Source organism: Arcticibacter sp. (genome assembly GCF_045629565.1).
Lineage (GTDB): Bacteria > Bacteroidota > Bacteroidia > Sphingobacteriales > Sphingobacteriaceae > Arcticibacter.
The window spans coordinates 47,322-72,025 of sequence record NZ_JAZQRL010000037.1; the positions used below are offsets into that span (position 1 = coordinate 47,322).

Genomic DNA, 24,704 nt, shown 5'->3' on the forward strand with positions numbered 1-24,704 from the left:
TACCATTGTGTACGCCGTAACTTAATCTATAAACGTATATAAATACGTTAAATCGGCAAATTATGGCTTTGAAGTGCCTTCGCCAGTTCCGCTTCGTTGGTGAGGTCAAGCCTCAAAGGCGTGATCGAAACAAAATTGTTTTCAACCGCCCATCGGTCGGTTCCTTCTTCCGCCGGCTCTAGTGGCGATACGGTAAACCAATAGTGCTTTCTGCCTAATGGATCTTGCCCGGGTATAATAGTGCCGTCATATAGGCGAACCGACTGCCTCGTATATCTCATGCCCTGAGGGTTTTCGGGGAAGTTTACATTGAATAGTGCCAGCTTTGGATCCTCCAGGAGTAAAGCCAGCGTTTTTTCAACGAACGGCTCCAACTTTCTAAAATCAGGCTCTGTCTTTCCAACAGGCGTGCTGAAGGCGATACCCTTGATCCCGAAAAGTACCGCTTGTTTCGCTGCCGCCAGCGTTCCTGAATGCCACATGCCGTTTCCCAGGTTTGGCCCCATGTTGATGCCTGATAAAACAACATCAGTTTTCGACCATAGGTGTGTTCCTAAGGCAACGCAATCCGCTGGTGTTCCATTTACTCTGTAAGCCTCTATTCCAGGAAATTCGATGGGAGACTTTTTATAGCTTAGCGGTCTGGAATGGGTAACAGCATGTCCCATAGAAGATTGTTCAACGTCTGGTGCAACAACTCTTACTTCCCCAAACTTTTGTGCGATACGTGCTAGCGCGGCGATTCCGGGGCTATAGATCCCATCATCATTTGTTATTAATATCCTCATATATAAATATTCCTCCTAAGTGCCAACCAAAAAAGCCCTATCATGTTTGAATTAGATAGAATTCGCATGAAAACCATACATGAAGACAGCAAAACTAGTGCATAATCCAGACGCTGGAGATGAATCTCACAGCAAGAAGAAACTAATCAGACTGATAGAGTCTGCGGGATATGATTGCATCTACCAATCCTCAAAAAATAAAAGCTTACTCAGAAGAATTGAAAAGGAAGTCGATTTTCTGATCGTTGCAGGAGGAGATGGCACGGTTCGTACCGTTGTAAAAAAGCTGCTTGAGCGGAGCCTCTTGGATAAGAGGTATCCTATTGCTGTACTGCCTATGGGAACGGCGAATAATATATCGGCGAGCCTTGGATTAGATGCAGATCAGAAAACCATAATCAGCTCCTGGACAAGGTGCAACCTCCGGCAGTTGGACGTAGGGAAGATTGAAGATTTCGCTCCCGCAAACTTCTTCGTTGAAGGAATGGGCTTTGGCGTCTTTCCCCGGCTTATTAAAGATATGAAAGAAGTTGACCCTTCGTCGATCGATACGCCAAAAAAGAGCCTCGGTGTGGCTCGGGAGAAACTGCATGATATAGTACAAACCTACGAAGCAAAATTTTGCCATATCGAGGCGGATGGGCGTGACTATTCAGGAAATTACCTGATGGTAGAGCTGATGAATATCGCATCGATAGGTCCTAATCTTGTTTTAGCTCCTATGGCCGATCCGGGTGACGGTTTTTTTGAATTGATACTTATTGCCGACAGCCAAAAGGATGAATTTATTTCCTACATAGAAGACAAACAGAAAGGAAAGGAAGGAATGATAGATGCCCAGGTGATAAAAGCGAAGAATGTAACCTTTAAATGGGAGGGCAAACTCGCCCATATCGACGATAACCTGATCTTTATGGAAAAAGGTCAGAAATTAAAAATTGAAATGTTGCAGGGAGTGCTTGATTTTCTTGTACTGCCTTCTTAATAAAAAAGCCGCTCTCAGAGCGGCTTTTTTATATTTATTTTACTGAGGTTTTTCAGAAGAAGCAGGCTTCTTATCATCTCTCGGAGGACGAGGTAATAAAGCTTTTCTTGAAAGTTTTAGTTTACCTTGCTTGTCAACCTCAAGAAGTTTAACTCTTACTTCATCTCCAACCTGGAAAATGCCGTCCATCGATTCGTAACGTTTCCAGTCTATTTCCGAAATATGCAGAAGACCATCTTTGCCCGGCATAATCTCAACGAATGCACCGAAAGGCATGATTGACTTCACCTTACCTTCATAGATCTCACCAACATCCGGCTTAGCAACAATGCTTTTGATACGCTTTACAGCTTTATCGATAGCATCTTTTCCTGGCGCGAAGATACTGATAACTCCCTGATTGTCTTTTTCTTCAATAGTGATCGTCGTATTCGTCTCGCGCTGCATCTCCTGGATGATCTTTCCGCCGGGTCCGATTACAGCACCAATAAATTCTTTATCAATTCTCAGTACTTCAATTCTTGGAGCATGTGGCTTAAGCTCAGGGTTAGGTTCAGCAAGCGTCTTCTTGATCTCGTTTAAAATGTGAAGGCGTCCCTCTTTAGACTGCTCTAAAGCGGCGCTTAATACTTCCCATCTCAATCCGTTGATTTTCAAATCCATCTGGCAAGCTACAATACCTTTATCAGTACCTGTAACCTTAAAGTCCATATCACCCAGGTGATCTTCATCTCCTAAGATGTCAGAAAGAACTGCATATTTACCGGTTTTCTCATCCGTGATCAGTCCCATAGCAATACCTGAAACTGGCGACTTAAGCTTTACACCAGCATCCATGAGTGCCAGCGTAGCTGCACACACAGTTGCCATAGAAGAAGATCCGTTAGATTCAAGGATATCCGAAACTACACGAACAGTGTATGGATTCTCCTCGTCAGGAGGCATTACCTTTTTCAGTGAACGTTGAGCCAGGTTGCCATGACCAATTTCACGACGTCCCGCTCCGCGGTTAGGTCTCACCTCTCCTGTCGAAAATCCAGGGAAGTTATAATGAAGAATAAATTTCTGGTAACCATTAAAGAAAGCACCGTCAATCATCTGCTCATCAAGCTTGGTGCCCAAAGTAACAGATGTCAAAGACTGCGTTTCACCACGTGTGAACACGGCAGAACCATGTGCAGCAGGTAGATATCCTACCTCGCTCCAGATCGGACGAACGGTACGTACATCACGACCATCTAAACGAATACCTTCATCAAGAATAAGGTTACGTACAGCGTCATATTGTACATCATGGAAATATTTCTTGGCCAGCGACTTCGTAATATCATCGGCATCTTCTCCAAGAGAAGCAACAAATAAATCCTGAATTTCCGCAAACTTATCAGAACGCTCATGTTTAGACACTCCTGACTTCGCTACTTCATAGACTTTCTCGTATGTCTCAGCAAACACACGCTCTCTCAACTCTGGATTGCTGTGTTCATGAGAGTAAACCCGCTTTTCAGTTTTTCCAGCTTCTACAGTCATTTCTTTCTGTACCTGTACCTGGATTTTGATCGCACGGTGGGCAAACTCGATCGCTTCGATCATCTCTTCTTCCGAGATTTCGTTAGCTTCTCCCTCAACCATCGTAATGTCATTCTCAGAGCCCGCAACGATAAAATCGAGAGACGCACGAGTTAAGTCACTTAGATAAGGATTGATCACTAACTGGCCATCTATCTTCGCTACGCGTACTTCTGAAATTGGACCGTTAAACGGAATGTCGGAAACAGAAAGAGCAGCCGAAGCAGCAAGACCTGCAAGGCAATCCGGCATAATATTCGTATCAGCCGAGATCAATGAAATCATTACCTGCGTGTCGGCATGGTAATCTTCCGGGAACATCGGGCGTAATGCGCGATCTACTAAACGGGAGATCAGGACTTCATAATCAGATAAGCGGGCTTCACGACGCAGGAAACCTCCTGGAATACGTCCCGTTGCGGCATATTTTTCTTGATAGTCTACTGATAATGGAAGAAAGTCAACACCTTCTTTAGCATTTTTTGATGATACTACAGTAGCCAAAAGCATGGTATCACCCATTTTAACTACTACAGAACCGTCGGCTTGCTTGGCTAGTTTACCCGATTCAATTTCGATTATGCGACCATCGCCTAAATCGAAAGACTTTTTAATTAGATTGTAACTCATTTTATCGTCATTGCAATGTACTCTTCCTCTTTGAAGTACATTTGAATGTATTTATTTTATTTGATGCAAAAATAAAATAAAAAAAGCCATTCGCATCAACGAACGGCTTTTTAATTTCTGGATGATGAATTATTTGATGATATCTCTTAATTCAAGAGCTTTAATGATCGCACGGTAGCGGTTAATATCTTTCTTAAACAAATAAGCAAGTAATGCCCGACGCTTTCCTACTAATTTTTGAAGTGCTAACTGAGTAGAAAAATCCTTTCTGTTTTTCTTCAAATGCCCGGTTAAATGAGCGATACGAGTAGTAAATAATGCAACCTGTCCTTCAGCAGAACCTGTATCAGTTGCCCCTTTTCCATGTTTGGCAAAAATCTCTGCCTTGTTTTCTTTACTTAAATACATTACCTGAATAATATTAAAGCGTTATAAATTTTTGTGAATAATCCCGCAAAGGTAGGATTATTATATGTCAAAAACCAATATTTTAACCAATTTTGCCCGTAAATAAATCCTTATATGCACCACAAGCGTCCTTATAGCAAATTTCAAACTGAATTTAAAGTTAGGCCGGATGATATAGATATGTTTAATCATGTCCATAACAGCACCTATTTCGATTATGTTCTTGCTGCTCGTTACGAACAGATGGAAACTCATTATAATATGCCAATGGAAGAGTTTCTTAAACAAGGATTCGGATGGGTAGTTAAGACAGCCTATGTCGATTACAAACGTCCCTTGACTCTTGGCGATTCCTTTATCGTAGAGACAGGTATCAGCGAGCTTCAGGAGCGCGGATGCAAAGTTAGCTTTACCATTAAAAATAAAAAAACAAATAAAATCTGCTGTGACGGCTGGTTTGACTACGTCCTGATCGAAATTAAGTCAGGACGTAGCGCCAAAGTCACTCAGGAGATGCTCGAGCGGTACTCTATTTGAGGCTGTCGAGAGACATCTCAATTAACTCTGAATAAAAATCCTTGATGGTTTTCCCGGCGGCTCGTACTTGCTGCGGTATAAAACTTGTCTCGGTCTGCCCCGGTACAGTATTAACCTCTATGAAGAAAAATTTACCAGTACCTTCTTCAAGGAAGTAATCGACTCTGATCACCCCGCGGCAGTTCAGCTTGTTATAAACTGCCTTTATAATGGCTTCAACCCTTTCCAGTTCCTCTTCCGTCATTCTGCCAGGAGTAATTTCTTCTGTAGCTCCTGGTGTGTATTTAGCCTCAAAATCGAAAAACTCGCGCGTGGTCACCACTTCGGTAGCCGGAAGAACCTGCACTCCTTCTTTTCCCTTGTATACACCGATAGAAAACTCGCGGCCCGAAATAAACTCTTCAACTAACACCTGCGTATCTTCGTTAAATGCACGCTCAAGCGCTCCCGGTAATTCTTCCGCTGTCTTGACTTTTGTCATGCCAATGCTGCTTCCGCCGTTATTGGGCTTAATGAATAAAGGAAGATTCAAATGTGCAAGGATTTCTTCTGAAGAAAGCGGGCTATGAGAAAACAGCTGAAGAGATCTCGCGATATGGAGATCTTTCACTCCCTGTACAATGGCCTTGGTGTAGCCCTTATTCATGGTGATCGCAGACGTTAAAGCATCGCATGTGGTGTACGGCATTCCCAGCATATCAAAATACCCCTGCAGCTTCCCGTCTTCTCCCGGGGAGCCATGTAAGCCGATAAATACAGCGTCAAAGCGAATAACCGAATCATCCAGAACGATCGAAAAATCGTTCTTATCAACCGGGTGTTTTACAGCATTCTCATCAACGTAATACCAGCTTTCGCGGGTTACCACAATCGTGTAGACATCAAACTTATCACGATCTATATTTTTTTCAATTACTTCAGCACTTTTAAACGACACGTAAGATTCTCCGGTGAAACCTCCGGTGACCAGGGCAATGGTATTCTTCATCCTCCAAATATATTTTAAAATCCGCTTTTTTATTTAAGTTTAGCCATCTTTGCCAAAGATTTTAATCCATGAGTAAGTTTTTATCATACCTTAAAACAAGTACATTTCGTAAAAACCTGATTATCGCAATAGTATCAGTCGTCGCCTTGCTGCTGCTGATTTTTTTCTGTCTTCGGTTCTATACGCGTCACGGTGAAGGTGTTGCCGTTCCGAAGCTGAAGGGATTGCCGGTTGGCCAGGCTATTGCGCTATTGGAAGAACAAGGCCTCAGGTACCAGATCGACTCCGTCTATCAGATGGACAAAGCTCCGGGAATGGTAGTCGAACAGGATCCTGATGAGAGTACCAATGTCAAGCTCAATAGAACCATATACCTGACCATCATTACGTTGAATGCGCCCGATGTAGGTTTTCCGGATATCTTTGACACCAGCTACCTCGAAGCGAGGGCTGTACTGAGCAACTACGGTATTAAAATAGCAGATACCAGTTATACCTCAGATATCATGCGCGACAGGGTTCTGCAGGTATCATATAAGGGAAAATCCATTCAAAAAGGCGATCCTATTCCTAAAGGATCGTCTATCTCCATGGTTCTCGGTGACGGAAAAGGCGCTTCCGAAGTGGATCTGCCCAATCTGGTGGGACTCTCCCTCCCTGAAGCTATATTCTCATTGAAGGGCTCCTCACTAAACCCAGGATCGATATACTACGAGGGAACGATTACTGACTCCGTAAACGCCAGGATTATCAAACAATATCCGTCTGTTAGCGATTCTTTGTATAAGGTGGCGATAGGAACTTCGGTAGACATTATTTTGTCTAATGACCCTGCTCCTGTCCCTTGACACTGAACCTGTACTAATTTTTAAGTATTCCTAAAAAATGACTGAAGAACAAAAGAAAGGGCTCTCTCCCTTCCGGAAATTTCTGATTGCCTTTGCATTGATTATAGTGGTTATCCTGGGTATAACCTTGTTCAATTACTATCTGCGATACATGGGAAAGAGCGTTACTGATAACGAAAAGTACCTCTACATCAAAACAGGTTCGTCTTTCGACGATGTTTATCGCACCATTCGTGAGAAAGAGATCGTCAAAGACTCGATCGTTTTCCTTTGGGTAGCTCAGAATATGGATTATCCGCTCGCTGTAAAACCGGGTAAATACAGACTTAAAGAAGGTATGAGTAACCGGGTGCTGATCAATATGTTAAAGGCAGGAAACCAGGAAGAGGTTAGCATGCGGTTCCGCGGCTATCGCCTGAAGGAGGATTTCGTGGCATACGTTTCTAAGCAAATTGAACCTGACTCTGCTTCCCTGATCAAGTTGCTCGACTCTACAGCATTTATCAGCAAGTATGGTTTTAACAAGGACAATGTATATGCCATGTTTATTCCGAATACTTACAATATGTACTGGAATATTAGTGAAGACGCTTTTTTTAAACGCATGTATGATGAATACCAAAAGTTCTGGACAAAGGAGAGACTTGATAAAGCTAAGGGAATTGGACTCGATCCTATTCAGGTAAGTACACTTGCCGCAATCGTGGACGCTGAGGCATTGCATGATAAAGAAATGCCCACCATTGCAGGCCTTTATCTCAACAGGCTCAGGAAGGGCATCAAATTGCAAGCAGACCCAACCGTTATTTACGCCAATAACGACTTTACCATCCGCCGCGTATTGAACCGGCATCTTACTAAAGACTCGCCATACAATACCTATGTCTACAAAGGGTTACCTCCAGGTCCAATTATGATGCCGAGCATCAATGCCATAGATGCGGTGCTCAATTACGAAACGCATAACTACATTTACATGTGTGCTAAGGAGGATTTTTCCGGTTATCATAATTTCGCCGTAACCGTAGCTGAACATCAGGCAAATGCAAGGCGGTTTCAACAAGCTTTGAACGAACGCAATATTAAAAGATAATGTTTATACACGAAACCAGAGTGCGGGTGCGATACGGTGAAACGGATCAGATGGGTTATATGTATTATGGAAATTATGCTGAATTCTATGAAGTCGCCCGTGTAGAGATGCTGCGGAGCTTAGGGATGACCTATCGTTCGATGGAAGAATCAGGAATTATGATGCCTGTTCTCGAAATGCATTGTAAATACATCAAACCAGCACGTTATGATGAAGAATTACTCATCAGGACCATCGTGTCTAAAATGCCTGGCGTACGCATTGAATTCAAATACGAATTTTTCAATGAGCAGAACGACTTTATTCACGTCGGCGAAACGACACTTGCGTTTGTAGACATGAAAAGAAATCGCCCATGTATGCCTCCTGATGACTTTCAGGCGAAGATGAAACCCTTTTTTGATTAAAATTTATGCCAGGTATTCAGCACTTTCTACTGAAATTCAAGCCTTATTACAGGTTTATCGAGTGGACAAAAACCGCTGTCTTTCCTGTGTTCAGTCCATTGCCAATCTACACAATTGGAAGCTTCTTTTTTCAGGAGATCGGCAGGGACTCATTAGTCAATAAAGCTTCGGCTCTCGCCTATAATTTCATGCTGGCCATTTTTCCCGGAATAATATTCTTGTTCACTCTTATTCCTTATATCCCAATTGAAGGATTCCAGGAAAAATTGTTGTCATTGATTGAGATGGTTCTGCCTTCAACAGCTTACCTCGCGGTACAATCCACCCTTGAAGATATAATCAAAAAGCAGAACGGCGGACTGCTGTCATTCGGTTTTTTCGCTGCTTTATTCTTCGCAACTAATGGTGTAACGAACCTGATGGCGGCGTTTAACAAATCATCCCTGCAAATGGAAACACGCGGATGGGTAAAGCAGAGGATAGTCGCGATAACTTTAACTTTCGTTATCGTCACTGGCCTGATCTTAGGATTATCCATCATCACCGTGGGCGAATATGTCATATCAGAGGTGCAGTCACGCTTATCCTTTAAAGGAACCGACTGGATCTGGGTCTATGTCATCGCTGCAACCAGATGGCTTATCCTCATGGTTGTATATTTTCTTACGATCAGCGTTATATACAGATATGCACCCGCCAACCCCAAAAAGTGGAAATTGTTCAGCCCGGGTGCATGGCTGGCAACGCTCCTCACTATTCTGATTTCCTGGGGATTTACTTACTACATCAATAATTTTGGAAACTACAATAAACTGTACGGATCCATTGGAACGCTCATCGTAATCATGATCTGGATGTTCCTGAACTCACTGATTATACTGATCGGTTTTGAGCTCAATGCCAGTATCGATCTGTCCAAAAGAAGCATTAAGATCGTCAGACCGCGATTCAACACATTTCGTAATGAGGAAACGTCTGTTCATATTCACAAAAAGAACCAGCCCAGGTAAAAGAAGACCGATCCCTGCTTCCTTAAGCTGTTTTCGTGTCCACTTCAGCTGCCTCCAGCATGAAGTTATGAAGGTCAGTATTCTTCACGAAAGGCTTTAATCGCTCACTTCCAGGGCCGAACATGGCCAGTTCTACATGGTCAGCCGAGTGGTTCATGCTTCCCCATCCAATAGAAGTGTGTTTAAACTGAATGTCTGCCAGCTCTTTAAACGGGAGCTTATAAGGGTTGTATAAGCCTGCTGAATCGGTTTTTTCGTAGTGCTTCAGCAGCGAATAGGCTTCTTCTTTCGTGATAACGATCCCCTGTGCCCCCTCCAGTCGCTCAACTATTTGTGAGGCGCTGAAAGTACGGTCAATTCCCCTAAGAAACCAATCGTTTGTTTGTTTGAAGTGTTGTAGCTTGTCAAAATTAGTGTCCGGACCGAATAAACCGGGATTGGCGTTTCCATGATCCGTTGTTATAATCACCAGTGTCTCCCCGTCTTTTTCAGCGAAATCAATCGCCGCCTTAACGGCATCGTCAAAAGCGATTTGATCGAATATCAAAGCAGCCGCATCATTAGCATGTGCTGCCCAGTCAACCTTACCTGCCTCAACCTGCATAACAAAGCCCTTCTTATTCTTATTTAGGTGGTTAATCGCCTCTTTCGTCATCTCTGCAAGAGTCGGTATTGCAGCAACCAGTGTTTGATCGTGCTCGCGGTCCAGCGAGTAAGGTAAGCCATCCTCATGGAAAATACCAATGACAGGGCGGTTGCCCCATCTGGAAGAGTCCATAACTTGGGATCTTTTTTCAAGCACAGAGAATCCACCTCTCTCGTAAGTCTTCAGTAGGTTTTTCTTGTCCTTTCTTTTTTCTTCAGAAAAGAACTCGAGCCCCCCTCCCAGCATCACGTCGAACCTCAACGATAAATACTGCAAAGCGATATCCTCCTGTGCAGATCGTTTGTTAGAATTGACACTGAAGCCAGCGGGTGTAGCATGTGTTATCGGAACCGTTGTCACGCAACCTACAGACTTTCCTGCTGCTTTGAACTTCTGAAGAATGGGTTTATGGTGCTGCCCCTGCGGTCCAATATTTAACGAACCATTATTGACCCGCACCCCGCCGCCCCAGGAAGAGCTTGCAGCAGCAGAATCTGTTACCAAAGCATTGGCAGAAGCAGTGTCCATCAAGGCGCGGCTAAGCCTGCTCTGTTCGTACATTTCAATCCACTTGCTTTTTCTTCCCTCCTTGCGTTGCAACATAAGATTTGCAAGGGTCAACGTTCCCATGCTCATTCCGTCACTAACCAGGAAAATGATGTTTTTGGCTGTCTTTCCTGTTCCCTCCGACTCTCTCGTTTTATTAAAGGCAAATAATTCCGCGGGAGAAAAAAATGCTGCACCGAGAGCAGTTAGTGATGTATTTTTGAAAAAGTCTCTTCTCTTCATTTTTACCGAACTAATCATATGCAAAATTGCAGCTCCTGAGTTACCGTAATACAAACAACGTATTAACTTTAAGCGATGCTTTACCCAAATCTCCCCCGTACATAATTACCCGTGAGCTCATTTTTAGGGTGGTTAAATACATCCTCGGTATCTCCCTGCTCAATGATCTCACCAAGATACATGAAAACTGTCTTGTCCGCAATGCGCTGTGCTTGCTGCATGTTATGTGTCACAATAACAATGGTGTATTTCTTTTTCAGCTTCAGTATCAGATCCTCGATTTTCAGGGTGCTCAGCGGGTCAAGGGCTGAACATGGCTCGTCCATCAAAATGACCTCCGGACGCAGTGCTACTGTACGGGCTATGCATAGGCGTTGCTGTTGTCCGCCCGATAAGGTGATCGCTGGTTTATGCAATTCATCTTTCACCTCATCCCATAAGTAGCTTTCCTTTAAAGCCTTTTCGATGATTCCCGGCCGCTGGTCTTTGGGTATCCCATTTATCTTAAGACCATAGTTAATGTTTTCATAAATGCTCTTCGGAAAAGGGTTTGCTTTCTGGAAAACCATACCTATGCGGCTGCGCACCCGGGTAACCGAAATGTTCTTTTCGTAAAGATCCTGACCTTCCAGTTTGAACTTTCCTTCAATGCGAGCATTTGGAGAAAGATCATGCATTCTGTTAAATGCCCGGAGCAAAGAGCTTTTTCCGCATCCTGAGGGTCCTATAAGGGCGGTGATCTGATGCTCGGGAAAAGCGATATCAATGTTTTTCAATACCTGCTTGCTGCCAAACGAGAGGTTTACTCCCTCAGCTGATAACTTAATGTGCTCTTGGTGCATTCTTATTGTGTTTATAGCGTATATAAAAAGCAGTCAGGTTCAGGAAAAATACCACGCAGAGTAATACAAGCGCGGTGCCATAGGCAAGCGGCCTCACCTCGTCTATTGAATGATGTTGCGTAGACAGCATATAGAGATGGTATGGAAGCGCCATGAATTCCTGGTTCAGATAGCCGGTAGGATTGTTTATGTAAAATGCCACGCCTGTAAAAAGGATCGGTGCTGTTTCGCCGGCCGCCCTTGATAGCGTCAGTACCAGTCCGGTTAATATTCCAGGCAATGCAGAAGGAAGAACAACGTCTCTTATCGATTCAAACTGCGTTGCTCCAACGGCTAAAGCCGCTTCCCTGGTACTATTCGGAATGCGTCGCAGCGCTTCCTCTGTGGTCGTAATGATATAGGGCAGCGACAGTAAGCCCAGCGTCAGGCCGGCGGAAAGCAGTGAGGTGCCCATTCCCAGCCCCTGAACAAACAAAGCCAGTCCAAATAAGCCGTATATGATAGACGGAATCCCGGCAAGGTTACGTATAGATGCCCGTATCAGTTTGGTGATCCAGGTTTCAGCTGCGTACTCATTAAGGTAAATGGCGCAGCAAATCCCGAAAGGTGCAGCTGCTGCAGCGGTTATCAGGGTTAGCAGAACTGTGCCGATAATCGCAGGTAGTATTCCGCCTTTAGTCATTCCTTCGGTCGGAAAGGTACTGATAAACTCCCAGGACAATGCAGGCAGCCCCTTAATGGTCAAGTCTAGCAGAATGACAACCAGAAAAAAACCTACAATGCCAGTACTCAATAGCAGTGTTCCCCATTCAATTACAGGTGTTAATTTTTTCATCATGATGAATGGAATTTTCTGAACTTGTTTACAAAGTATTCTCCGATAACGTTTACTACCAGGGTGATCAGGAATAGTACGGAAGCGATGGCAAAAAGGGCGAAATAGTGTGTTGTTTGAAAAGGAACCTCACCCATTTCGATAGCAATTGTAGCCGTCATCGTTCTTACTGAGTGGAAGAATCCCTGAGGGAAAGCAGCGGCATTGCCTGTCGCCATCAATACAGTCATCGTCTCCCCGATCGCACGTCCGACCCCTAACATGACGGCCGCCAGGATACCTGGCGCTGCAGAGGGAATAACAATTTTTGTTAGTGTCTCCCACTTACTGGCACCTAAACCGTAACTCGCTTCTTTGAAAGAATGAGGTACACCCTGAAGAGCATCCTCTGTAACGGTGATAATGGTAGGTAATGCCATAACAGCAAGCAGAATAGCCCCGTTCAGGGCATTTAAACCATTAGATAAACCGGCAATATTCGCCAGTCCCGGGCTCAGTATAACAATCCCAAGAAAGCCTATTGCGACTGAAGGTATCGCTGCAAGCATCTCAATCGCCGGCTTCAGGATATTCTTAAGCCGGCTTCCTGCATATTCAGACATAAAAGCGGCCGTTCCGATCCCGATCGGTATCGCGATAATCATGGCTCCCAGGGTTACCAGAAAAGTACTTACCAAAAGCGGCAAAATGCCGTACGTAATGGGATCGCCCGACGGATTCCAATGGGTACCTGTGATGAAGTCCCAGGGCTTTACTTCCGAAAAGAAGGCGCTGCTGTTCCAGATCAGCATAAAGAAAATCCCTCCAAGAACAGCTATGACCAGCAAACCAGTAATCTGGAATATCAGTTTCATGGCAAAGTCAATCCGTTCACGTTGTAATAGTTTCATAAAGCGTACTTAGTCATTTACAATATAATAGCCCGAATCCTGAATGATTTCCTGCCCTTTTGCACTTTTCTCAAAATCGATAAATGCGGACACCTTTTCCCAGGATTCTTCCGGGATAAACTGATAAAGCGGTCTTTGGAGGAAATATCTTCCTTCTAGTATGGCCTTCCTGTCCATGGGTGACACAGCAGGATCACCCGCCTTCTCATAAATCTTTAGCGCCTTAACCGCTAATTGCTCCGCATTCTGAAGCAGGTATCCCGCACCGATATAGCCGATGCCCGTGTGGTCACTTTTGACACTCCCCATTATCTGGGCGCTGCCGTTCATTTCCTTTGCCTCGTCACTGAAGCGTATATCCAGCTTTTTCTTGATAAAGGAATGCGTACCTGAATTGCTCTGACGCCCGTACAGCGTAACAGGGATATCCTGACCTGTTACCGGCTTCCAGCTTTTGTAAGTTCCGTCGAATATTTTGCCCAGGGTAGCCACGTCTATGGAATCCATCGGAAAACTTTTGTTGACGATTATCGCGGTCGCGTCCTCGGCGAACACTACGGTTCGGATCTTAATTCCTTTTTCCTTGAACAACGCAATTTCTGATTTGCTGAGCGGACGGGATGAATTAGCGATGTCGGCCTGCCCGTTTATGATCGACGCGATTCCAAGCCCTGACCCTCCTCCGGAGATCGCCAGACTGAAGTCATCGTTCACCCTATAAAACGCTTCTGCCAGACTCACGGCGAGGTTCACCTCCGTGTCCGACCCCTTAACTTTAATCGCGCGGTTCTCGCCGCCGCAGGCAGCGAGGAATATCAATAGTATCGGTCCGAGCAGGTGTTTCATGTGATCAACTTAAGAATCGCTAAATTAGAGGTCAAATGTTAAGTCTATGTTAACTCCAGGTAGTAAATCAGCTCGGATCCGTAATAATTGCTTTACATTAAACAAATGCCTGGAAACAGAAGCGTCTCACGGCTGTTCAGTAAATGCCTATTAAATATAACCAATTTTCATGGAAGTAATTGCTTCGCTCAAGGATGCGAAAAAAGAGTACAAAACCGGTGACACGACTATTGTTGCCCTGGATTCGACATCTGTAGATATTGAAAACAATAAGCTGACCCTTATAATGGGACCGTCGGGCTCTGGTAAAACTACTCTTCTGTCATTGATCGGCTGTGTTATTTATCCTACTGACGGACGAGTTATCATCCAGGGAAAAGACGTAACGCATCTGCCTGAGAAGAAGCTGGCCGATATACGACTCAACAATATCGGTTTCGTCTTTCAGCATTTCAACCTGTTGAACCCGCTAACAGCTCTCGAGAACGTGATGCAGCCCTTAACGCTGCAGGGAGAGGCCAAGGCTTCCGCGAAAGAAAAGGCTCTTAAAGCGCTTGAAAAGGTGAACATGCTCGACCGTAAAAACAACTTACCCAAGAAGCTAAGCGGTGGCCAAAAGCAACGCGTGGCCATTGCCAGGGCATTGGTTACTGATGCAGCCATTATTCTGTGTGATGAACCTACAGCATCTCTGGATGCAAAAAGTGCTGCCCTGGTGATGGAAGATCTGAAAGATCTTGCCGCCGGCGGAAAAGCTGTAGTAGTGGTTACCCACGATCTACGGTTACGGCCATTCGCCGACCGGATTATTTATGTGGAAGAAGGAAAAGTCTCTGATAAACTAAAAGATGAAGAAGCCTACAAATAGATCGATGTCTAAATGGTTCGTACCGGTCGTGGTGATCTGCCTGCTGGCGGCTTGCGGCGGAAACAAGCAAAAGAAAGAAGAACAGCAGCAGGCTTCGCTTGACTCGCTAACCCGCCCCGAAAATGTAGCTGTTGTTTCTGCTATCGCTAAGGTAGTACCACAAGCCGGCCTTATCAAATTATCATCCTCTGTTGGTGGTAATGTTATCGCCATTCAGAAGACGGAGGGAGACACCGTGAAGAAAGGTGATGTCATTCTGGTGCTCGACGCGGAAGACGAGCGTTTGTCCGGCGATGTCATCAAGCGCGAAATGGTTACTCAACGATCGCAGGCCGCCGCCGATGAGGCCACTGTTAAACAGTTCATCGCAGAGCTTGAAGAAAAGGAACGCGATCTGGCTATAAGCGAACGCCTTGTCACAAGCGGAGCCGAAACAAGGCAGAATGTAGCTGAGAAGAAGAAAGAACGTGATGTGATACTTGCAAACTTGCAGAATGCCCAAAACAAGGCGAAAGCAAGTCGCAGTCAGATTCAAACGCTGCGGACACAACTTAATCAGTCACAGGTTGCTTCAGGTAATAAAACCATCAGAGCACAGCAAGACGGCACTATCACTTCGATGGACGCAAAGGTCGGTTCCTCTGTTCAGCCTTTTGAATCATTTGCCACACTTGCACCCTCCGGGAAACTCATACTACAGGGCGAGATCGATGAAATGTTCGCTAGCCGTGTAGCAAGGGGTCAATCGGTAATCATAAAGTATATCGGGGGTAAAGATACAATCGGGCAAGGCCGGGTGACCTACCTTTCTCCTGTTTTGTCCGACAAGTCTATTTTGTACGAAACCTCTGCTGAGGCCCAAGACAGGCGCGTTCGTGAGTTTAAGGTTGAATTCGACTCTGCCAATCCCCTGCTTATCAATCATAAAGTTGAATGCACTATTCAGGTAAATCCTAAAAGCCGATGATCCTCACTGCCTTTAAATTCATGATGTTTGATCGCCCGAAGAGTATTGGCATCCTCGTAGGCATCGTGATCAGTATCTTTTTGATTGGTCAACAGTTGGCTACTTTGCGGTTTTTAACCGGTCTGATGACTGCCTTGATTGAAAACTCCAACAGCGGTCCCGACGATATCTGGATCATCGACAACATTACAGAAAATGTAAATGTACTGAGTCGCATCGACAGCCGTGTCCAACAGGAGATTAAGAGTATCGAAGGTGTACTGAGCAGTCACAGCATTCTTGTCGCAAATGCCAGCATTACCCTGCCGAATGGTAAAACCGGTGCTGTAAACCTGGTTGGCAGTGATGGCCCTACTTTCGTCGCCGGGCCCCATCCTTCAAAAGTAATCGAGGGAAGCTTGAGTGACCTGGCGCAGATCAGCGCCGTAAGTCTTGAATACTTCAATGCCAAAGCCTTTGGCATTCCAGCCTCGACCGGCCAGACTTTCGAACTCAATAAAAAGCAGGCAGTATCCCGGGTGCTCACACGCAACGCTCAGGGTTTTGGAGGCGACAATATGTATACCAGCATTGACAACGTGCGGTATTTCTCTGATCTCCCTCCTGACAAGGTGAATGCTGTCATTGTCAAAGTTAAACCCGGCACGGATCCCAGACTGGTAATTGACCGGATCAACAAAACGTTCTACGGAGTACGAGCATGGGAGGCTGAAAACCTTAAAAAATCTACGTATTCCGAAATTCTGATTTCATCCAATATGGGCGTCAGCTTCGGATCTCTTATTGTCTTTGCAACCATAAGCGGCTTTTTTATCATAGGCCTTACTTTATATTCTTCAGCACTGGACCGGCTGGTCGACTACGGAACCCTGAAAGCAATCGGCGCAACCAATGGCTATGTCACCAGGCTAATTCTCACACAGGCTTTCCTGTTTGCGGTCATTGGCTTCAGTATTGCATTTGCCTTACTGCTGGTGTTCAAAGCCGCTGTTTCCAATTCAAGCTTAACGCTTGAGTTTGACTGGCCACTGTCCTTACTGCTCTTCGTGTTTACGTTATTTATGTCGGTCGGAGGTTCACTTTTCGCGGTTATCAAAATAAGCCGTCTTGAACCTGCTTCCATATTTTAGTCCAGACAGATGAAAGAAAGAATTATCATATTGGCGGTTCTGTTTTCCTCCGCATGTATATACGCCCAAACATCCCCGGGCCCTCTCAGGATATCCCTGCAGGAAGCACAAAAAATTGCTCTGGAGAATAATCCCGATTTGAAAATCAGGGAACTGGATATCCGTATAGCAGAAGCGCAGGTTGCCCAATCGAGATTGAGGCGCATCCCTCAGATTTACGGCGACTTCAATATGCAGCGCAATCTGATTATACCCGTCACCCCCGTCCCCGCTTATGCGTTTCGCCCTGACGCAGCACAGGGGGAGTTGATCCCGCTGCGGTTCACCACAAAGTGGACGTCGAATACAGGGCTGAACGCTGATGTAGATATCTTCAACCCCCAGAAGCGCGCTGAACTTGCGGAAGCAAACATTCAGGCTGAAATAAGAAAAACAGAAAGGGAATCAGAAGAAAACGATCTGAGCTACAATCTGAGTGAAGCTTACGCGGCAACCGTAATTGCATTGGAGCAGCTTAAGCTTTCGGTCGCTGATACCCTGGTCAATCATAACGTCTTGAAAATGAGTGAAGAGCAATTTGCGGCCGGCAGGCTCATGCAGGCCGACTTGAATCAGGTTAAAACCGACCGCAACAAGGCATTAAATAATTGGGGGGAAGCCCAGAAGATTCTTCAGCAGACTAAAGCAGAGTTGATGGTTTTGATGGGTTATGAACCTTCAGACGGTATCACTATTGAGTTGACGGACGATATCGAAAGCCTGTATACATTTTATCAACGTGACAAGACTTCTGAACCTCAAAGCATAACTTTAAAAAAGCTCAAACAAGAGGAAGATCTTTTAAGGTCCCAGCTCAACAACACAAAGGCCGGCTTTCTTCCGGCCATCAGTTTGAAAGGATACTATGGGGCGAGCTATTTCGACAACAATCTGGAGATCTTTAAAGGCAACAACTGGTATGGAAATAGTTTCATCAGCCTGGGCTTGCGCATGCCCATTACTGAGGGACTTGAACGGTCAAAAAAGCTTACTGAAATACGGTTCCAATCCGAAGCGAACCGGCTGGCTTATCTATCACAGCAAAATAAAAACCAACTCGCTCTACTGGAGACGCAACGCGAAATCGTATTCCTGGAAACGAAGTATCTCCGGTCAAAGCAAAATTATGCGCTGGCAGCAGATACTTATCGCATCGCACAGCAACAATACGATAGTGGCCGCCTTTTGATAGGCGATCTGTCGAAAAGCAGTTATGGATACCAGCTGGAAAAAAATAACTATCTGAATGTAGCTTACAACTACATTATTGCAAAAATGAAGCTTGATAAGGCCTTAAAAAACTAAATCGTTCACACGCTCTGAACGCCGTTAAAAATTAATGTGCTAATTTTTAATGATTTAATCAGAAAGGTCGAAATTTACGGGATTTCAGTTTGCAAATGAAGTGACTATTTGTACTTTTGTCGCGGAGAGTTGGCAGAGTGGTCGATTGCGGCAGTCTTGAAAACTGTTGACTGTAACAGGTCCTGGGGTTCGAATCCCTAACTCTCCGCAACAGAAAATGCTACCTACGAGGGTGGCATTTTCTGTTTATACACTTGTCAGCGATCCGGTGTATAATACTATTTCAACCGGGGTATACTCCAGTCCACCCACCTTTCCTCATCTAACGATACACCACTGTCCGTTTTCATTATAACGGTATCATCACTGCTGTTGCCTACCATAAACTTCATGACATAGGCCCTCAATTCAGGCATTTGCGAATCTGGCAGGGCACAGTGGGGATGTCCGCCGACCTGAGAAAATCCCATCTTATCCGGAATGCCAAGTGCTTCCCATACCTTGTGGGCGGCATTCGCGGTAATCCAGGAACTGGCAGGACTCAGCCACTCCATGGATGTATTCTCAAGGAACAAAAGCGCCCGGGGCGCACAAAGAGCTGCTATCATATGCTGATCGATTGGAAGCCTGTCAGATACCTTGCCAAATTGCCCGAAGTCGGATCTGAACCACACATTCTCTCCTACTATCTGCGAAAGCGTCTGCACATTTTTCCCTGCGGCCTTTTGTGCATCAGAGACACGCCAGCTTGCAGCACCGCCGGCACCTGGCTCCTGTGGAACAGTCAGCTTGATGCGTTCCTCAAAGGCGCCGGCTGTCAACGCACCCTTACCGTTTCTTGAACAGCCGGTAATGCCCAGCCTGGCCGGATCAATACCGGCTGCAGGTGTTTTCTCCAGCGCATCAATCAAACGGCTTACGCCCCATGCCCAGGCCATCATCGCCGAAGCTGAATGATCATTTCCATACATTTCGTAAAACAAGCCCTTCCCTCTTGAGGCTCCGTTCATCTGTTCCGCGATTTTGTTGTTAGGGAAATTAATAATAGCGACTCCCATTTTCAAAAGTTCCCGGTTATTGAGATTGGAGGCACCTACGCCTATCATCGCCGGGAAAGGCCGATTTCCGGTTTCGGGATAGGTGATCGAGCAGGTGAATGCAATCGTTTTTCCATTATCGTTTACCGTTACCGTAATCTTGTCATCAGAAAATGACCCGCTGCTGGCATCATATGCTGGCTGTGGTTTGTAACCATAAACAAACTCCTGTGCCAGAGTGGCTATCTCCGCTCGCCGGCAATCCCACTCCTTCTTTTTTTTCATTCTCGATCCATTCATAAACGTAAACGGATCGGGAAGCTTCGCATTATTCGGCAGGGATGAAAATGATGGCATTGCAGGTACCGGGCACTTAGCCGGTAGTGGTGTCTTCTGTTCGTGATCACCGCTACCGGTTAGTGAGCTCAGGACTAGTGTCGTAATTCCCAGCAAGGATATAAATGAATGCAGCATAGTAGTATCGGTAAATGGGTTAGAACACTAATCTAAGCAAAACTATCCCGCTTTTACAGATCTATTTTCTTACCCTCGCCGTCCATTCTATTCCGCTTACATCTACCAGTTTAAGTGTGTGTATCTCGTTCGTTGCCTCAGCAATGTCTTTGATGTTTAATGTCAGGTCTGCTTTTGCGCCAAGAGGTATGATTAAAGCGTGTTTTCCGGGTTTTACTTTCGTGACATAGTGGTTGTGAATACGTGACTTCGGGAACGTTGAAAGATCGGTGTTGCTCCAGGATTTTAATATTTCACCTTTCTTATCTATAAGCTCTATTCCGATAAGAAATGAGCCATAAACATCTGCTCCTTCTGTCCGGTAAATCTCAAAACCTAACTCCGTACTATTTAACGATATATTCGATATTTCCAGCTTTGGTTTCACTGACTTGTTATGAAGCGGGCCCCAAACACCGCCATGAAAAAACTGGTTGGTATAGAGCGTGAGCCCGAAAATCATGAGCGACCCGGTCAATACAAAAGGCTTGACACTGCGGATCGGTAAGTTACCGGATCCTAACCACCTGAACCACCTTCTATCGCGAAGCTTCACGTTATTGCTAAGAAAGTAGTTGTCCAGTGAGAAAGAGCCGCTTCCGGTTAAAAATAAAGTAAAACCGCATGATATGCCCAGTACTCCGATCTGCCACTCGTCCAGGCATGTAGTGCCCAGCCAGCCAGAGCCTAACAAAATCCCCATAGCAAGCCCAAATACTCCTATGGACATCAGCCGTGTCAAGAGCCCCAAAATAATCAGTAATCCCACAATGGCCTCTATGATCGTAAAAGCAACCATGGACCGATGTAAGGCCTCGGGATGTGTAACCAGGTATTCGATCAATGGTTTGATGCCCAGGGCATTCGGTAGAAAATGATTAAACTTCTCGCCGATATAGCCTGCCTCATCGGGTATAAGTTTGTTATCAAGGATAAGCCTGCGCCAAAAAGCAGAAAAATAGGTCCAGCCTAAAACCAGGCGGATAGAGAGCGTGAAGAGTCCGGCCATTTCCGCGGGCCCGCCAGCAAAATGATGCTTGTTCATGGAGTAACATTTTATAAAGTGATTAAATAGTATAAGGTCGTATCGCTACGCCAGATAGATCTTCAATCGCTTAAATAAAATATACTTCGGTGGACTGCTTCCTCCCAGTCGGGCAATTCGCTCAAGGGCGCTTTTATGTAGCAGCTTATCCAACATGTTTAAGTTGGCATTGCGATATAGCTGATCTTTTTTAAGTTCTATAAAAAAGCGGGCGACTTCCGCCTTGCTGGATGTAACGGTGTTGGAACTGCAATTGTAAAGATGGGCTGTTGCCCGCGTTTTGTTAAGGTGATTATTGTAATCAATGTTCAACGTGGCGAGAAGTCTTTGCTTCGCAGAACACGGGGAAAGTGAAAACAATACCAAAAGCATCAACGCAATACGCTTGCCCACTTGTATATGTTTTTTTAAACGCACCATCCGACGCTAAGGTACGCCTTATAACTCAGTCTCTAGCCAATATTACGGTAACAGCGTTGAAACAGGATGGAATCTCTGCCATCAGTTCTTACTATGGTAAAGCTTACCGGCTCTAAATCTGAAATGGCTCATGTTGCAAAATAGGGCATGTTGTTTTAAATTAGCTCAGCACTTTACTGAACTAATCATCATGACTACGCAAAAAAGAAAGTTGACTCCAGAACAAACGGATGAATTGCTTAACAAATTGAAAGCACGTTTCGCGAAAAATTCAAGCCGCCATGCCGATATGGATTGGGAAAACGTTCAGCCGAAATTGGAATCAAACGTAGAAAAGCTCTGGTCTCTTAGTGAAATGGAACGAACCGGAGGAGAGCCGGATGTTATTGGTTTCGATAAGGAAACAGGAGAATACATCTTTTGCGACTGTTCTGCCGAGACGCCGGCCGGTCGCAGAAGCTTTTGTTACGACCAAGAGGCATTAGATTCCAGAAAAGAAAATAAACCTGTTGATAGTGCTGTAAACGCAGCAAAGAAGATGGGTATCGACCTGCTAACAGAGGAGCAATATAGGGAGCTGCAACAACTCGGTAAGTTCGATACGAAGACCTCTAGCTGGATAGTAACTCCTCCGGAGATCCGTAAACTTGGAGGAGCCCTGTTCTGCGACCGCAGGTACGAGACCGTTTTCGTTTACCATAACGGTGCTTCTTCCTATTACGCCGCGCGCGCATTTCGAGGCTTGCTGAGGATCTAACACCTAAGCGCTCTCCTGCTCTTTAGTGAACTCTCCGGTTACTTGGCACCGTACCTGGTTTCCTGTCACTAGTGATTCAATTTTTTATCTTTGCAATATGCTATCTAAAACGCTTAAAGAAGAAACGAAAGACCTGCACGTGGCACTTGAAAAAGCGATGGTGCCAATGATCAAAGATATTCGGGCTAAAGAAGATTATGTCAAAGTACTGGAATTATTTTACAGCTATTTTGGCGGATTAGAAAAGAAAGTAGATACGGTGGGCCATCTGAATCTTCCCGACTATCATCTGCGGAGAAAGAAAGAAGCCATTGCAAACGACATCGTGTCCCTTAATGGAACACTTCCAGCGTTAACACCAGATCAACACCTCCCCGATATAACGAATAAGCTTCAGGCGCTGGGTGCTTTATATGTGATGGAGGGGTCCACTCTCGGGGGAATTTATATCAGCAAAATGATCGCCGGGCAGCTGAACCTGGAAGATGGTAAATCCCTTTCTTTCTTCAACGGCTATGGCGATCAGACAGAGAGCATGTGGACTTCTTTCAAGTCAAGTTTGGAACAACTAGTAGTCGAACCAGGAGAACAAGCCATGGTGATCCAGGCCGCAAACGAAACCTTCACCAGGTTCAAAAACTGGATAGATCTCAAGGCCACTGGTTAGCGCTGAAAGGCCAGATAGAAAGTTGAACCTTTGCCCAGTTCGCTATCAACCCATACCTTACCCTGATGCTTCTCGATAATTCGCTTCACAATGGCCAGGCCCACGCCAGTGCCTTCTATATCTTTGGCATTATCCATTCGTTTGAAGAGTTCAAAAACCGAGGGTAGCTGTCTGATGTCAATACCGATGCCGTTATCGGCTATGCTGTATATGATTTCGGTGTCGGTAACGCTGCCCTGGACGCTTACTTTCGCAGGCTTTGAACCGATTGAATATTTGATAGCATTGCTCAGCAGGTTAGAGAAAACCTGCGATATCATCACCGGGTCGCCCTGAAGAAGCGGCGTTTCGCCGATGGTCATCTGCAGATCGCATGCCTGATAGGCCACTGAGAGGTCTCTCACCTGCTCTTCAACGAGCAACCGAATGTCAATCGGGACTTTCGTCAATGTGGTCTTGCCGATCCTCGAATATTCCAACACCTCTCGGATCATCTGATCCATCTTATCCGAGGAAGCGTTTATGCGGTCCAGGATCTTCAAAGATTCCGGTGACATGTTTTTATCCCGCATCAGAATCTGCGAGTAACTCTTAATAGTAGTCAAGGGGTTCTTCAGATCATGAGAAATAGTGAAACTGAATGTGTCAAGTTCTTCGTACGCTTGCTTAAGCTTCTCGTTTAATATTCTTATTTCACTAGCTTTCTGATTGATAGCGTACGTTATTTCACCTTTAAGTCGAAGGATAGATTTGATTTCAGAATTATCCCAGTGCTTTGAAGTGCCGGCCACCGTTTCTGACCATTTCTCAAATGACCTGCGCGGCGAGATGCTTAATAGTCCGTTCTCCACATCAATCTCCGCCGGTTTTTCCGGATTGCCTGCCCAGTCGATTGTTCGCAATTGCTCCGGCTTAAACCATATGACATATTCACCTAACTCTTTAGAAATTGTACAAACGAACATGCCGCTGGCTATTTTCTTATATGCTGCGGCGTCAGGATTCAAAAGAGATAAATGCTGAGTATAATAGATTGGCTCTGTAATGGTTTTATTGATCCACGCAATCAGGTTACCCAGCTGTTCATCGTCTGGAGTTATGCCCAATTTGGTAATGTTGTTCTCATACACCAGAACGGCCCCGCTTATATCGGCCACATCCATCAGGGTGATGCTATGAGCCGTCAGCGCGTCTTCGATACTCATGCTCTGCAGCATATACTTGGACAGCTCGCTAACTGCTGCCTTGTATCTGTCATATATGCTTTGGTTTTCCTCATCTTGCCTGAATTCAAGTGCAGACGATAAAATCTGTCCTATAAGCTTAGCAGACTCTCTGGACTTGTAATTAATAAAGCGTGGGGTGTAATTGTGACAGGCGATCAAGCCCCATAGCTCCTTGTGATAGATCAGGGATATGCTGAAGCTGGAGCATACCCCCATGTTTTTCAGGTACTGTATGTGAATGGGCGAAACCGCCCGCAACTGCGAATGGCTGAGGTCCAGCTGTTTTTCTGCATCTACCTCTTCAGCCAGAATGCTAGAGGGTTCTGTATGAACGTTTGCTATAAGCCTCGTTAAGTTAACCTTATACAACTCCCTGGCCTGCTGTGGTATATCAGATGCAGGGTAATGTAATCCAAGCCATGGGCCGAGGTTGCTGTTCCTCGCTTCCGCAACGACCTCCCCGTGCCCATCTTCTGCGAATTTATAGATCATCACCCGATCATAGTTAATGATGTTTTTGATCTGGAGGACGGTGTTATTGAGCAGGTTCTGGAGATTTTTATCCGCCAGCATCTCAGAGATGGATCTGCCGACCATTTTTTGGATGTCGAGGCTCAAA

Annotated in this window: 25 protein-coding genes and 1 tRNA gene; 13 read left to right on the forward strand and 13 right to left on the reverse strand. The window is 45.2% G+C overall.

What is annotated here, in order from left to right; genetic code table 11:
* Positions 1-47: 47 nt before the first annotated feature.
* The gene (surE, locus tag ACKI5J_RS04995; protein ID WP_407427131.1) at positions 48-788 is read right to left on the reverse strand and encodes a 5'/3'-nucleotidase SurE; all 741 of its coding nucleotides are present in this window, start codon (positions 786-788) and stop codon (positions 48-50) included.
* 79 nt (positions 789-867) lie between these two features.
* Here surE and ACKI5J_RS05000 point away from each other — a divergent pair, with 79 nt between their 5' ends.
* Positions 868-1,773 (forward strand): diacylglycerol/lipid kinase family protein, encoded by a 906-nt coding sequence (locus ACKI5J_RS05000; RefSeq protein WP_407427133.1) that lies wholly within the window; start codon positions 868-870, stop codon positions 1,771-1,773.
* A 39-nt stretch (positions 1,774-1,812) separates the two neighbouring features.
* Here ACKI5J_RS05000 and pnp read toward each other — a convergent pair whose 3' ends face one another.
* Both pnp and rpsO read right to left on the reverse strand, forming a co-directional pair.
* Positions 1,813-3,972, reverse strand: a complete 2,160-nt coding sequence (pnp, locus tag ACKI5J_RS05005) for a polyribonucleotide nucleotidyltransferase (RefSeq protein ID WP_407427135.1) — start codon at positions 3,970-3,972, stop codon at positions 1,813-1,815.
* A 129-nt stretch (positions 3,973-4,101) separates the two neighbouring features.
* Complete coding sequence (gene rpsO / locus ACKI5J_RS05010; protein ID WP_106294410.1) at positions 4,102-4,380, reverse strand: 30S ribosomal protein S15; 279 nt, start codon at positions 4,378-4,380, stop codon at positions 4,102-4,104.
* A 114-nt stretch (positions 4,381-4,494) separates the two neighbouring features.
* On the opposite strand from rpsO, the gene ACKI5J_RS05015 reads away from it, so the two are divergent.
* A complete protein-coding gene (locus ACKI5J_RS05015) occupies positions 4,495-4,917 on the forward strand; it encodes an acyl-CoA thioesterase (protein WP_407427137.1) in 423 nt (140 codons plus the stop codon).
* Here ACKI5J_RS05015 and ACKI5J_RS05020 read toward each other — a convergent pair.
* A complete protein-coding gene (locus tag ACKI5J_RS05020) occupies positions 4,910-5,905 on the reverse strand; it encodes a D-alanine--D-alanine ligase (RefSeq protein ID WP_407427139.1) in 996 nt (331 codons plus the stop codon). The two genes, ACKI5J_RS05015 and ACKI5J_RS05020, sit on opposite strands and share 8 nt — an antisense overlap.
* A gap of 68 nt (positions 5,906-5,973) precedes the next feature.
* Between ACKI5J_RS05020 and ACKI5J_RS05025 the strand changes: the two genes are divergently transcribed.
* The 4 genes from ACKI5J_RS05025 to ACKI5J_RS05040 are packed head-to-tail and all read left to right on the forward strand — an operon-like array spanning position 5,974 to position 9,263.
* On the forward strand, positions 5,974-6,753 hold the full coding sequence (locus tag ACKI5J_RS05025; protein WP_407427141.1) for a PASTA domain-containing protein: 780 nt from the start codon (positions 5,974-5,976) through the stop codon (positions 6,751-6,753).
* A 37-nt stretch (positions 6,754-6,790) separates the two neighbouring features.
* Positions 6,791-7,846: an endolytic transglycosylase MltG gene (gene mltG, locus ACKI5J_RS05030; protein WP_407427143.1), complete on the forward strand. Its 1,056-nt coding sequence runs from the start codon at positions 6,791-6,793 to the stop codon at positions 7,844-7,846.
* Positions 7,846-8,253 (forward strand): acyl-CoA thioesterase, encoded by a 408-nt coding sequence (locus tag ACKI5J_RS05035; protein WP_407427145.1) that lies wholly within the window; start codon positions 7,846-7,848, stop codon positions 8,251-8,253. Before mltG ends, ACKI5J_RS05035 begins: the two co-directional genes overlap by 1 nt.
* Positions 8,254-8,258: 5 nt before the next feature.
* The gene (locus ACKI5J_RS05040) at positions 8,259-9,263 is read left to right on the forward strand and encodes a YihY/virulence factor BrkB family protein (protein WP_407427147.1); all 1,005 of its coding nucleotides are present in this window, start codon (positions 8,259-8,261) and stop codon (positions 9,261-9,263) included.
* Positions 9,264-9,285: 22 nt separating this feature from the next.
* Here the strand turns inward: ACKI5J_RS05040 and ACKI5J_RS05045 are convergent, their stop codons facing one another.
* From ACKI5J_RS05045 to ACKI5J_RS05065, 5 genes are all read right to left on the reverse strand, one after another.
* On the reverse strand, positions 9,286-10,698 hold the full coding sequence (locus ACKI5J_RS05045; protein WP_407427149.1) for an alkaline phosphatase: 1,413 nt from the start codon (positions 10,696-10,698) through the stop codon (positions 9,286-9,288).
* Positions 10,699-10,778: 80 nt separating this feature from the next.
* Complete coding sequence (gene pstB, locus ACKI5J_RS05050; RefSeq protein ID WP_407427151.1) at positions 10,779-11,540, reverse strand: phosphate ABC transporter ATP-binding protein PstB; 762 nt, start codon at positions 11,538-11,540, stop codon at positions 10,779-10,781.
* On the reverse strand, positions 11,521-12,378 hold the full coding sequence (gene pstA / locus ACKI5J_RS05055) for a phosphate ABC transporter permease PstA (RefSeq protein WP_407427153.1): 858 nt from the start codon (positions 12,376-12,378) through the stop codon (positions 11,521-11,523). The genes pstB and pstA overlap by 20 nt, the downstream gene beginning before the upstream one ends.
* On the reverse strand, positions 12,375-13,265 hold the full coding sequence (pstC, locus tag ACKI5J_RS05060; RefSeq protein WP_407427155.1) for a phosphate ABC transporter permease subunit PstC: 891 nt from the start codon (positions 13,263-13,265) through the stop codon (positions 12,375-12,377). Before pstC ends, pstA begins: the two co-directional genes overlap by 4 nt.
* Positions 13,266-13,274: 9 nt before the next feature.
* Positions 13,275-14,111 (reverse strand): PstS family phosphate ABC transporter substrate-binding protein, encoded by an 837-nt coding sequence (locus ACKI5J_RS05065; protein ID WP_407427157.1) that lies wholly within the window; start codon positions 14,109-14,111, stop codon positions 13,275-13,277.
* A gap of 169 nt (positions 14,112-14,280) precedes the next feature.
* On the opposite strand from ACKI5J_RS05065, the gene ACKI5J_RS05070 reads away from it, so the two are divergent.
* The 5 genes from ACKI5J_RS05070 to ACKI5J_RS05090 all read left to right on the forward strand — a co-directional run bounded on the left by ACKI5J_RS05070 (position 14,281) and on the right by ACKI5J_RS05090 (position 18,628).
* A complete protein-coding gene (locus tag ACKI5J_RS05070) occupies positions 14,281-14,979 on the forward strand; it encodes an ABC transporter ATP-binding protein (RefSeq protein ID WP_407427159.1) in 699 nt (232 codons plus the stop codon).
* Positions 14,960-15,946, forward strand: a complete 987-nt coding sequence (locus tag ACKI5J_RS05075) for an HlyD family secretion protein (protein ID WP_407427161.1) — start codon at positions 14,960-14,962, stop codon at positions 15,944-15,946. The genes ACKI5J_RS05070 and ACKI5J_RS05075 overlap by 20 nt, the downstream gene beginning before the upstream one ends.
* The gene (locus ACKI5J_RS05080) at positions 15,943-17,076 is read left to right on the forward strand and encodes an ABC transporter permease (protein ID WP_407427163.1); all 1,134 of its coding nucleotides are present in this window, start codon (positions 15,943-15,945) and stop codon (positions 17,074-17,076) included. The genes ACKI5J_RS05075 and ACKI5J_RS05080 overlap by 4 nt, the downstream gene beginning before the upstream one ends.
* A gap of 9 nt (positions 17,077-17,085) precedes the next feature.
* On the forward strand, positions 17,086-18,420 hold the full coding sequence (locus tag ACKI5J_RS05085) for a TolC family protein (RefSeq protein ID WP_407427165.1): 1,335 nt from the start codon (positions 17,086-17,088) through the stop codon (positions 18,418-18,420).
* A 123-nt stretch (positions 18,421-18,543) separates the two neighbouring features.
* Positions 18,544-18,628: transfer RNA gene (locus ACKI5J_RS05090), tRNA-Ser, on the forward strand.
* Between the two features lie 70 nt (positions 18,629-18,698).
* Here ACKI5J_RS05090 and ACKI5J_RS05095 read toward each other — a convergent pair.
* The 3 genes from ACKI5J_RS05095 to ACKI5J_RS05105 form a co-directional block, all read right to left on the reverse strand.
* Complete coding sequence (locus ACKI5J_RS05095; RefSeq protein ID WP_407427167.1) at positions 18,699-19,931, reverse strand: hypothetical protein; 1,233 nt, start codon at positions 19,929-19,931, stop codon at positions 18,699-18,701.
* 61 nt (positions 19,932-19,992) lie between these two features.
* Complete coding sequence (locus ACKI5J_RS05100; protein WP_407427169.1) at positions 19,993-21,015, reverse strand: TQO small subunit DoxD; 1,023 nt, start codon at positions 21,013-21,015, stop codon at positions 19,993-19,995.
* Positions 21,016-21,060: 45 nt separating this feature from the next.
* Positions 21,061-21,435, reverse strand: a complete 375-nt coding sequence (locus ACKI5J_RS05105) for a hypothetical protein (RefSeq protein ID WP_407427171.1) — start codon at positions 21,433-21,435, stop codon at positions 21,061-21,063.
* Positions 21,436-21,625: 190 nt separating this feature from the next.
* On the opposite strand from ACKI5J_RS05105, the gene ACKI5J_RS05110 reads away from it, so the two are divergent.
* Both ACKI5J_RS05110 and ACKI5J_RS05115 read left to right on the forward strand, forming a co-directional pair.
* Positions 21,626-22,192: a DUF4256 domain-containing protein gene (locus ACKI5J_RS05110; protein ID WP_407427173.1), complete on the forward strand. Its 567-nt coding sequence runs from the start codon at positions 21,626-21,628 to the stop codon at positions 22,190-22,192.
* A 97-nt stretch (positions 22,193-22,289) separates the two neighbouring features.
* On the forward strand, positions 22,290-22,859 hold the full coding sequence (locus ACKI5J_RS05115; RefSeq protein WP_407427175.1) for a biliverdin-producing heme oxygenase: 570 nt from the start codon (positions 22,290-22,292) through the stop codon (positions 22,857-22,859).
* Here ACKI5J_RS05115 and ACKI5J_RS05120 read toward each other — a convergent pair.
* Positions 22,856-24,704 (reverse strand): ATP-binding protein (locus ACKI5J_RS05120; RefSeq protein WP_407427177.1); only part of this gene is annotated, 1,849 nt, incomplete at its 5' end. The genes ACKI5J_RS05115 and ACKI5J_RS05120 overlap by 4 nt on opposite strands.

What these genes read in the sequence shown, in the direction of transcription:
- ACKI5J_RS05015 (WP_407427137.1), top strand. Translation starts at nt 4,495, where the DNA reads ATGCACCACAAGCGTCCTTATAGCAAATTTCAAACTGAATTTAAAGTT.
- ACKI5J_RS05020 (WP_407427139.1), bottom strand. Translation starts at nt 5,905, where the DNA reads ATGAAGAATACCATTGCCCTGGTCACCGGAGGTTTCACCGGAGAATCT.
- pnp (WP_407427135.1), bottom strand. Translation starts at nt 3,972, where the DNA reads ATGAGTTACAATCTAATTAAAAAGTCTTTCGATTTAGGCGATGGTCGC.
- ACKI5J_RS05110 (WP_407427173.1), top strand. Translation starts at nt 21,626, where the DNA reads ATGACTACGCAAAAAAGAAAGTTGACTCCAGAACAAACGGATGAATTG.
- pstC (WP_407427155.1), bottom strand. Translation starts at nt 13,265, where the DNA reads ATGAAACTATTACAACGTGAACGGATTGACTTTGCCATGAAACTGATA.
- rpsO (WP_106294410.1), bottom strand. Translation starts at nt 4,380, where the DNA reads ATGTATTTAAGTAAAGAAAACAAGGCAGAGATTTTTGCCAAACATGGA.
- ACKI5J_RS05040 (WP_407427147.1), top strand. Translation starts at nt 8,259, where the DNA reads ATGCCAGGTATTCAGCACTTTCTACTGAAATTCAAGCCTTATTACAGG.
- pstA (WP_407427153.1), bottom strand. Translation starts at nt 12,378, where the DNA reads ATGATGAAAAAATTAACACCTGTAATTGAATGGGGAACACTGCTATTG.
- ACKI5J_RS05065 (WP_407427157.1), bottom strand. Translation starts at nt 14,111, where the DNA reads ATGAAACACCTGCTCGGACCGATACTATTGATATTCCTCGCTGCCTGC.
- ACKI5J_RS05000 (WP_407427133.1), top strand. Translation starts at nt 868, where the DNA reads ATGAAGACAGCAAAACTAGTGCATAATCCAGACGCTGGAGATGAATCT.
- ACKI5J_RS05105 (WP_407427171.1), bottom strand. Translation starts at nt 21,435, where the DNA reads ATGGTGCGTTTAAAAAAACATATACAAGTGGGCAAGCGTATTGCGTTG.
- ACKI5J_RS05045 (WP_407427149.1), bottom strand. Translation starts at nt 10,698, where the DNA reads ATGAAGAGAAGAGACTTTTTCAAAAATACATCACTAACTGCTCTCGGT.
- ACKI5J_RS05100 (WP_407427169.1), bottom strand. Translation starts at nt 21,015, where the DNA reads ATGAACAAGCATCATTTTGCTGGCGGGCCCGCGGAAATGGCCGGACTC.
- ACKI5J_RS05070 (WP_407427159.1), top strand. Translation starts at nt 14,281, where the DNA reads ATGGAAGTAATTGCTTCGCTCAAGGATGCGAAAAAAGAGTACAAAACC.
- pstB (WP_407427151.1), bottom strand. Translation starts at nt 11,540, where the DNA reads ATGCACCAAGAGCACATTAAGTTATCAGCTGAGGGAGTAAACCTCTCG.
- ACKI5J_RS05115 (WP_407427175.1), top strand. Translation starts at nt 22,290, where the DNA reads ATGCTATCTAAAACGCTTAAAGAAGAAACGAAAGACCTGCACGTGGCA.
- ACKI5J_RS05095 (WP_407427167.1), bottom strand. Translation starts at nt 19,931, where the DNA reads ATGCTGCATTCATTTATATCCTTGCTGGGAATTACGACACTAGTCCTG.
- ACKI5J_RS05025 (WP_407427141.1), top strand. Translation starts at nt 5,974, where the DNA reads ATGAGTAAGTTTTTATCATACCTTAAAACAAGTACATTTCGTAAAAAC.
- ACKI5J_RS05035 (WP_407427145.1), top strand. Translation starts at nt 7,846, where the DNA reads ATGTTTATACACGAAACCAGAGTGCGGGTGCGATACGGTGAAACGGAT.
- ACKI5J_RS05085 (WP_407427165.1), top strand. Translation starts at nt 17,086, where the DNA reads ATGAAAGAAAGAATTATCATATTGGCGGTTCTGTTTTCCTCCGCATGT.
- ACKI5J_RS05080 (WP_407427163.1), top strand. Translation starts at nt 15,943, where the DNA reads ATGATCCTCACTGCCTTTAAATTCATGATGTTTGATCGCCCGAAGAGT.
- surE (WP_407427131.1), bottom strand. Translation starts at nt 788, where the DNA reads ATGAGGATATTAATAACAAATGATGATGGGATCTATAGCCCCGGAATC.
- ACKI5J_RS05075 (WP_407427161.1), top strand. Translation starts at nt 14,960, where the DNA reads ATGAAGAAGCCTACAAATAGATCGATGTCTAAATGGTTCGTACCGGTC.
- mltG (WP_407427143.1), top strand. Translation starts at nt 6,791, where the DNA reads ATGACTGAAGAACAAAAGAAAGGGCTCTCTCCCTTCCGGAAATTTCTG.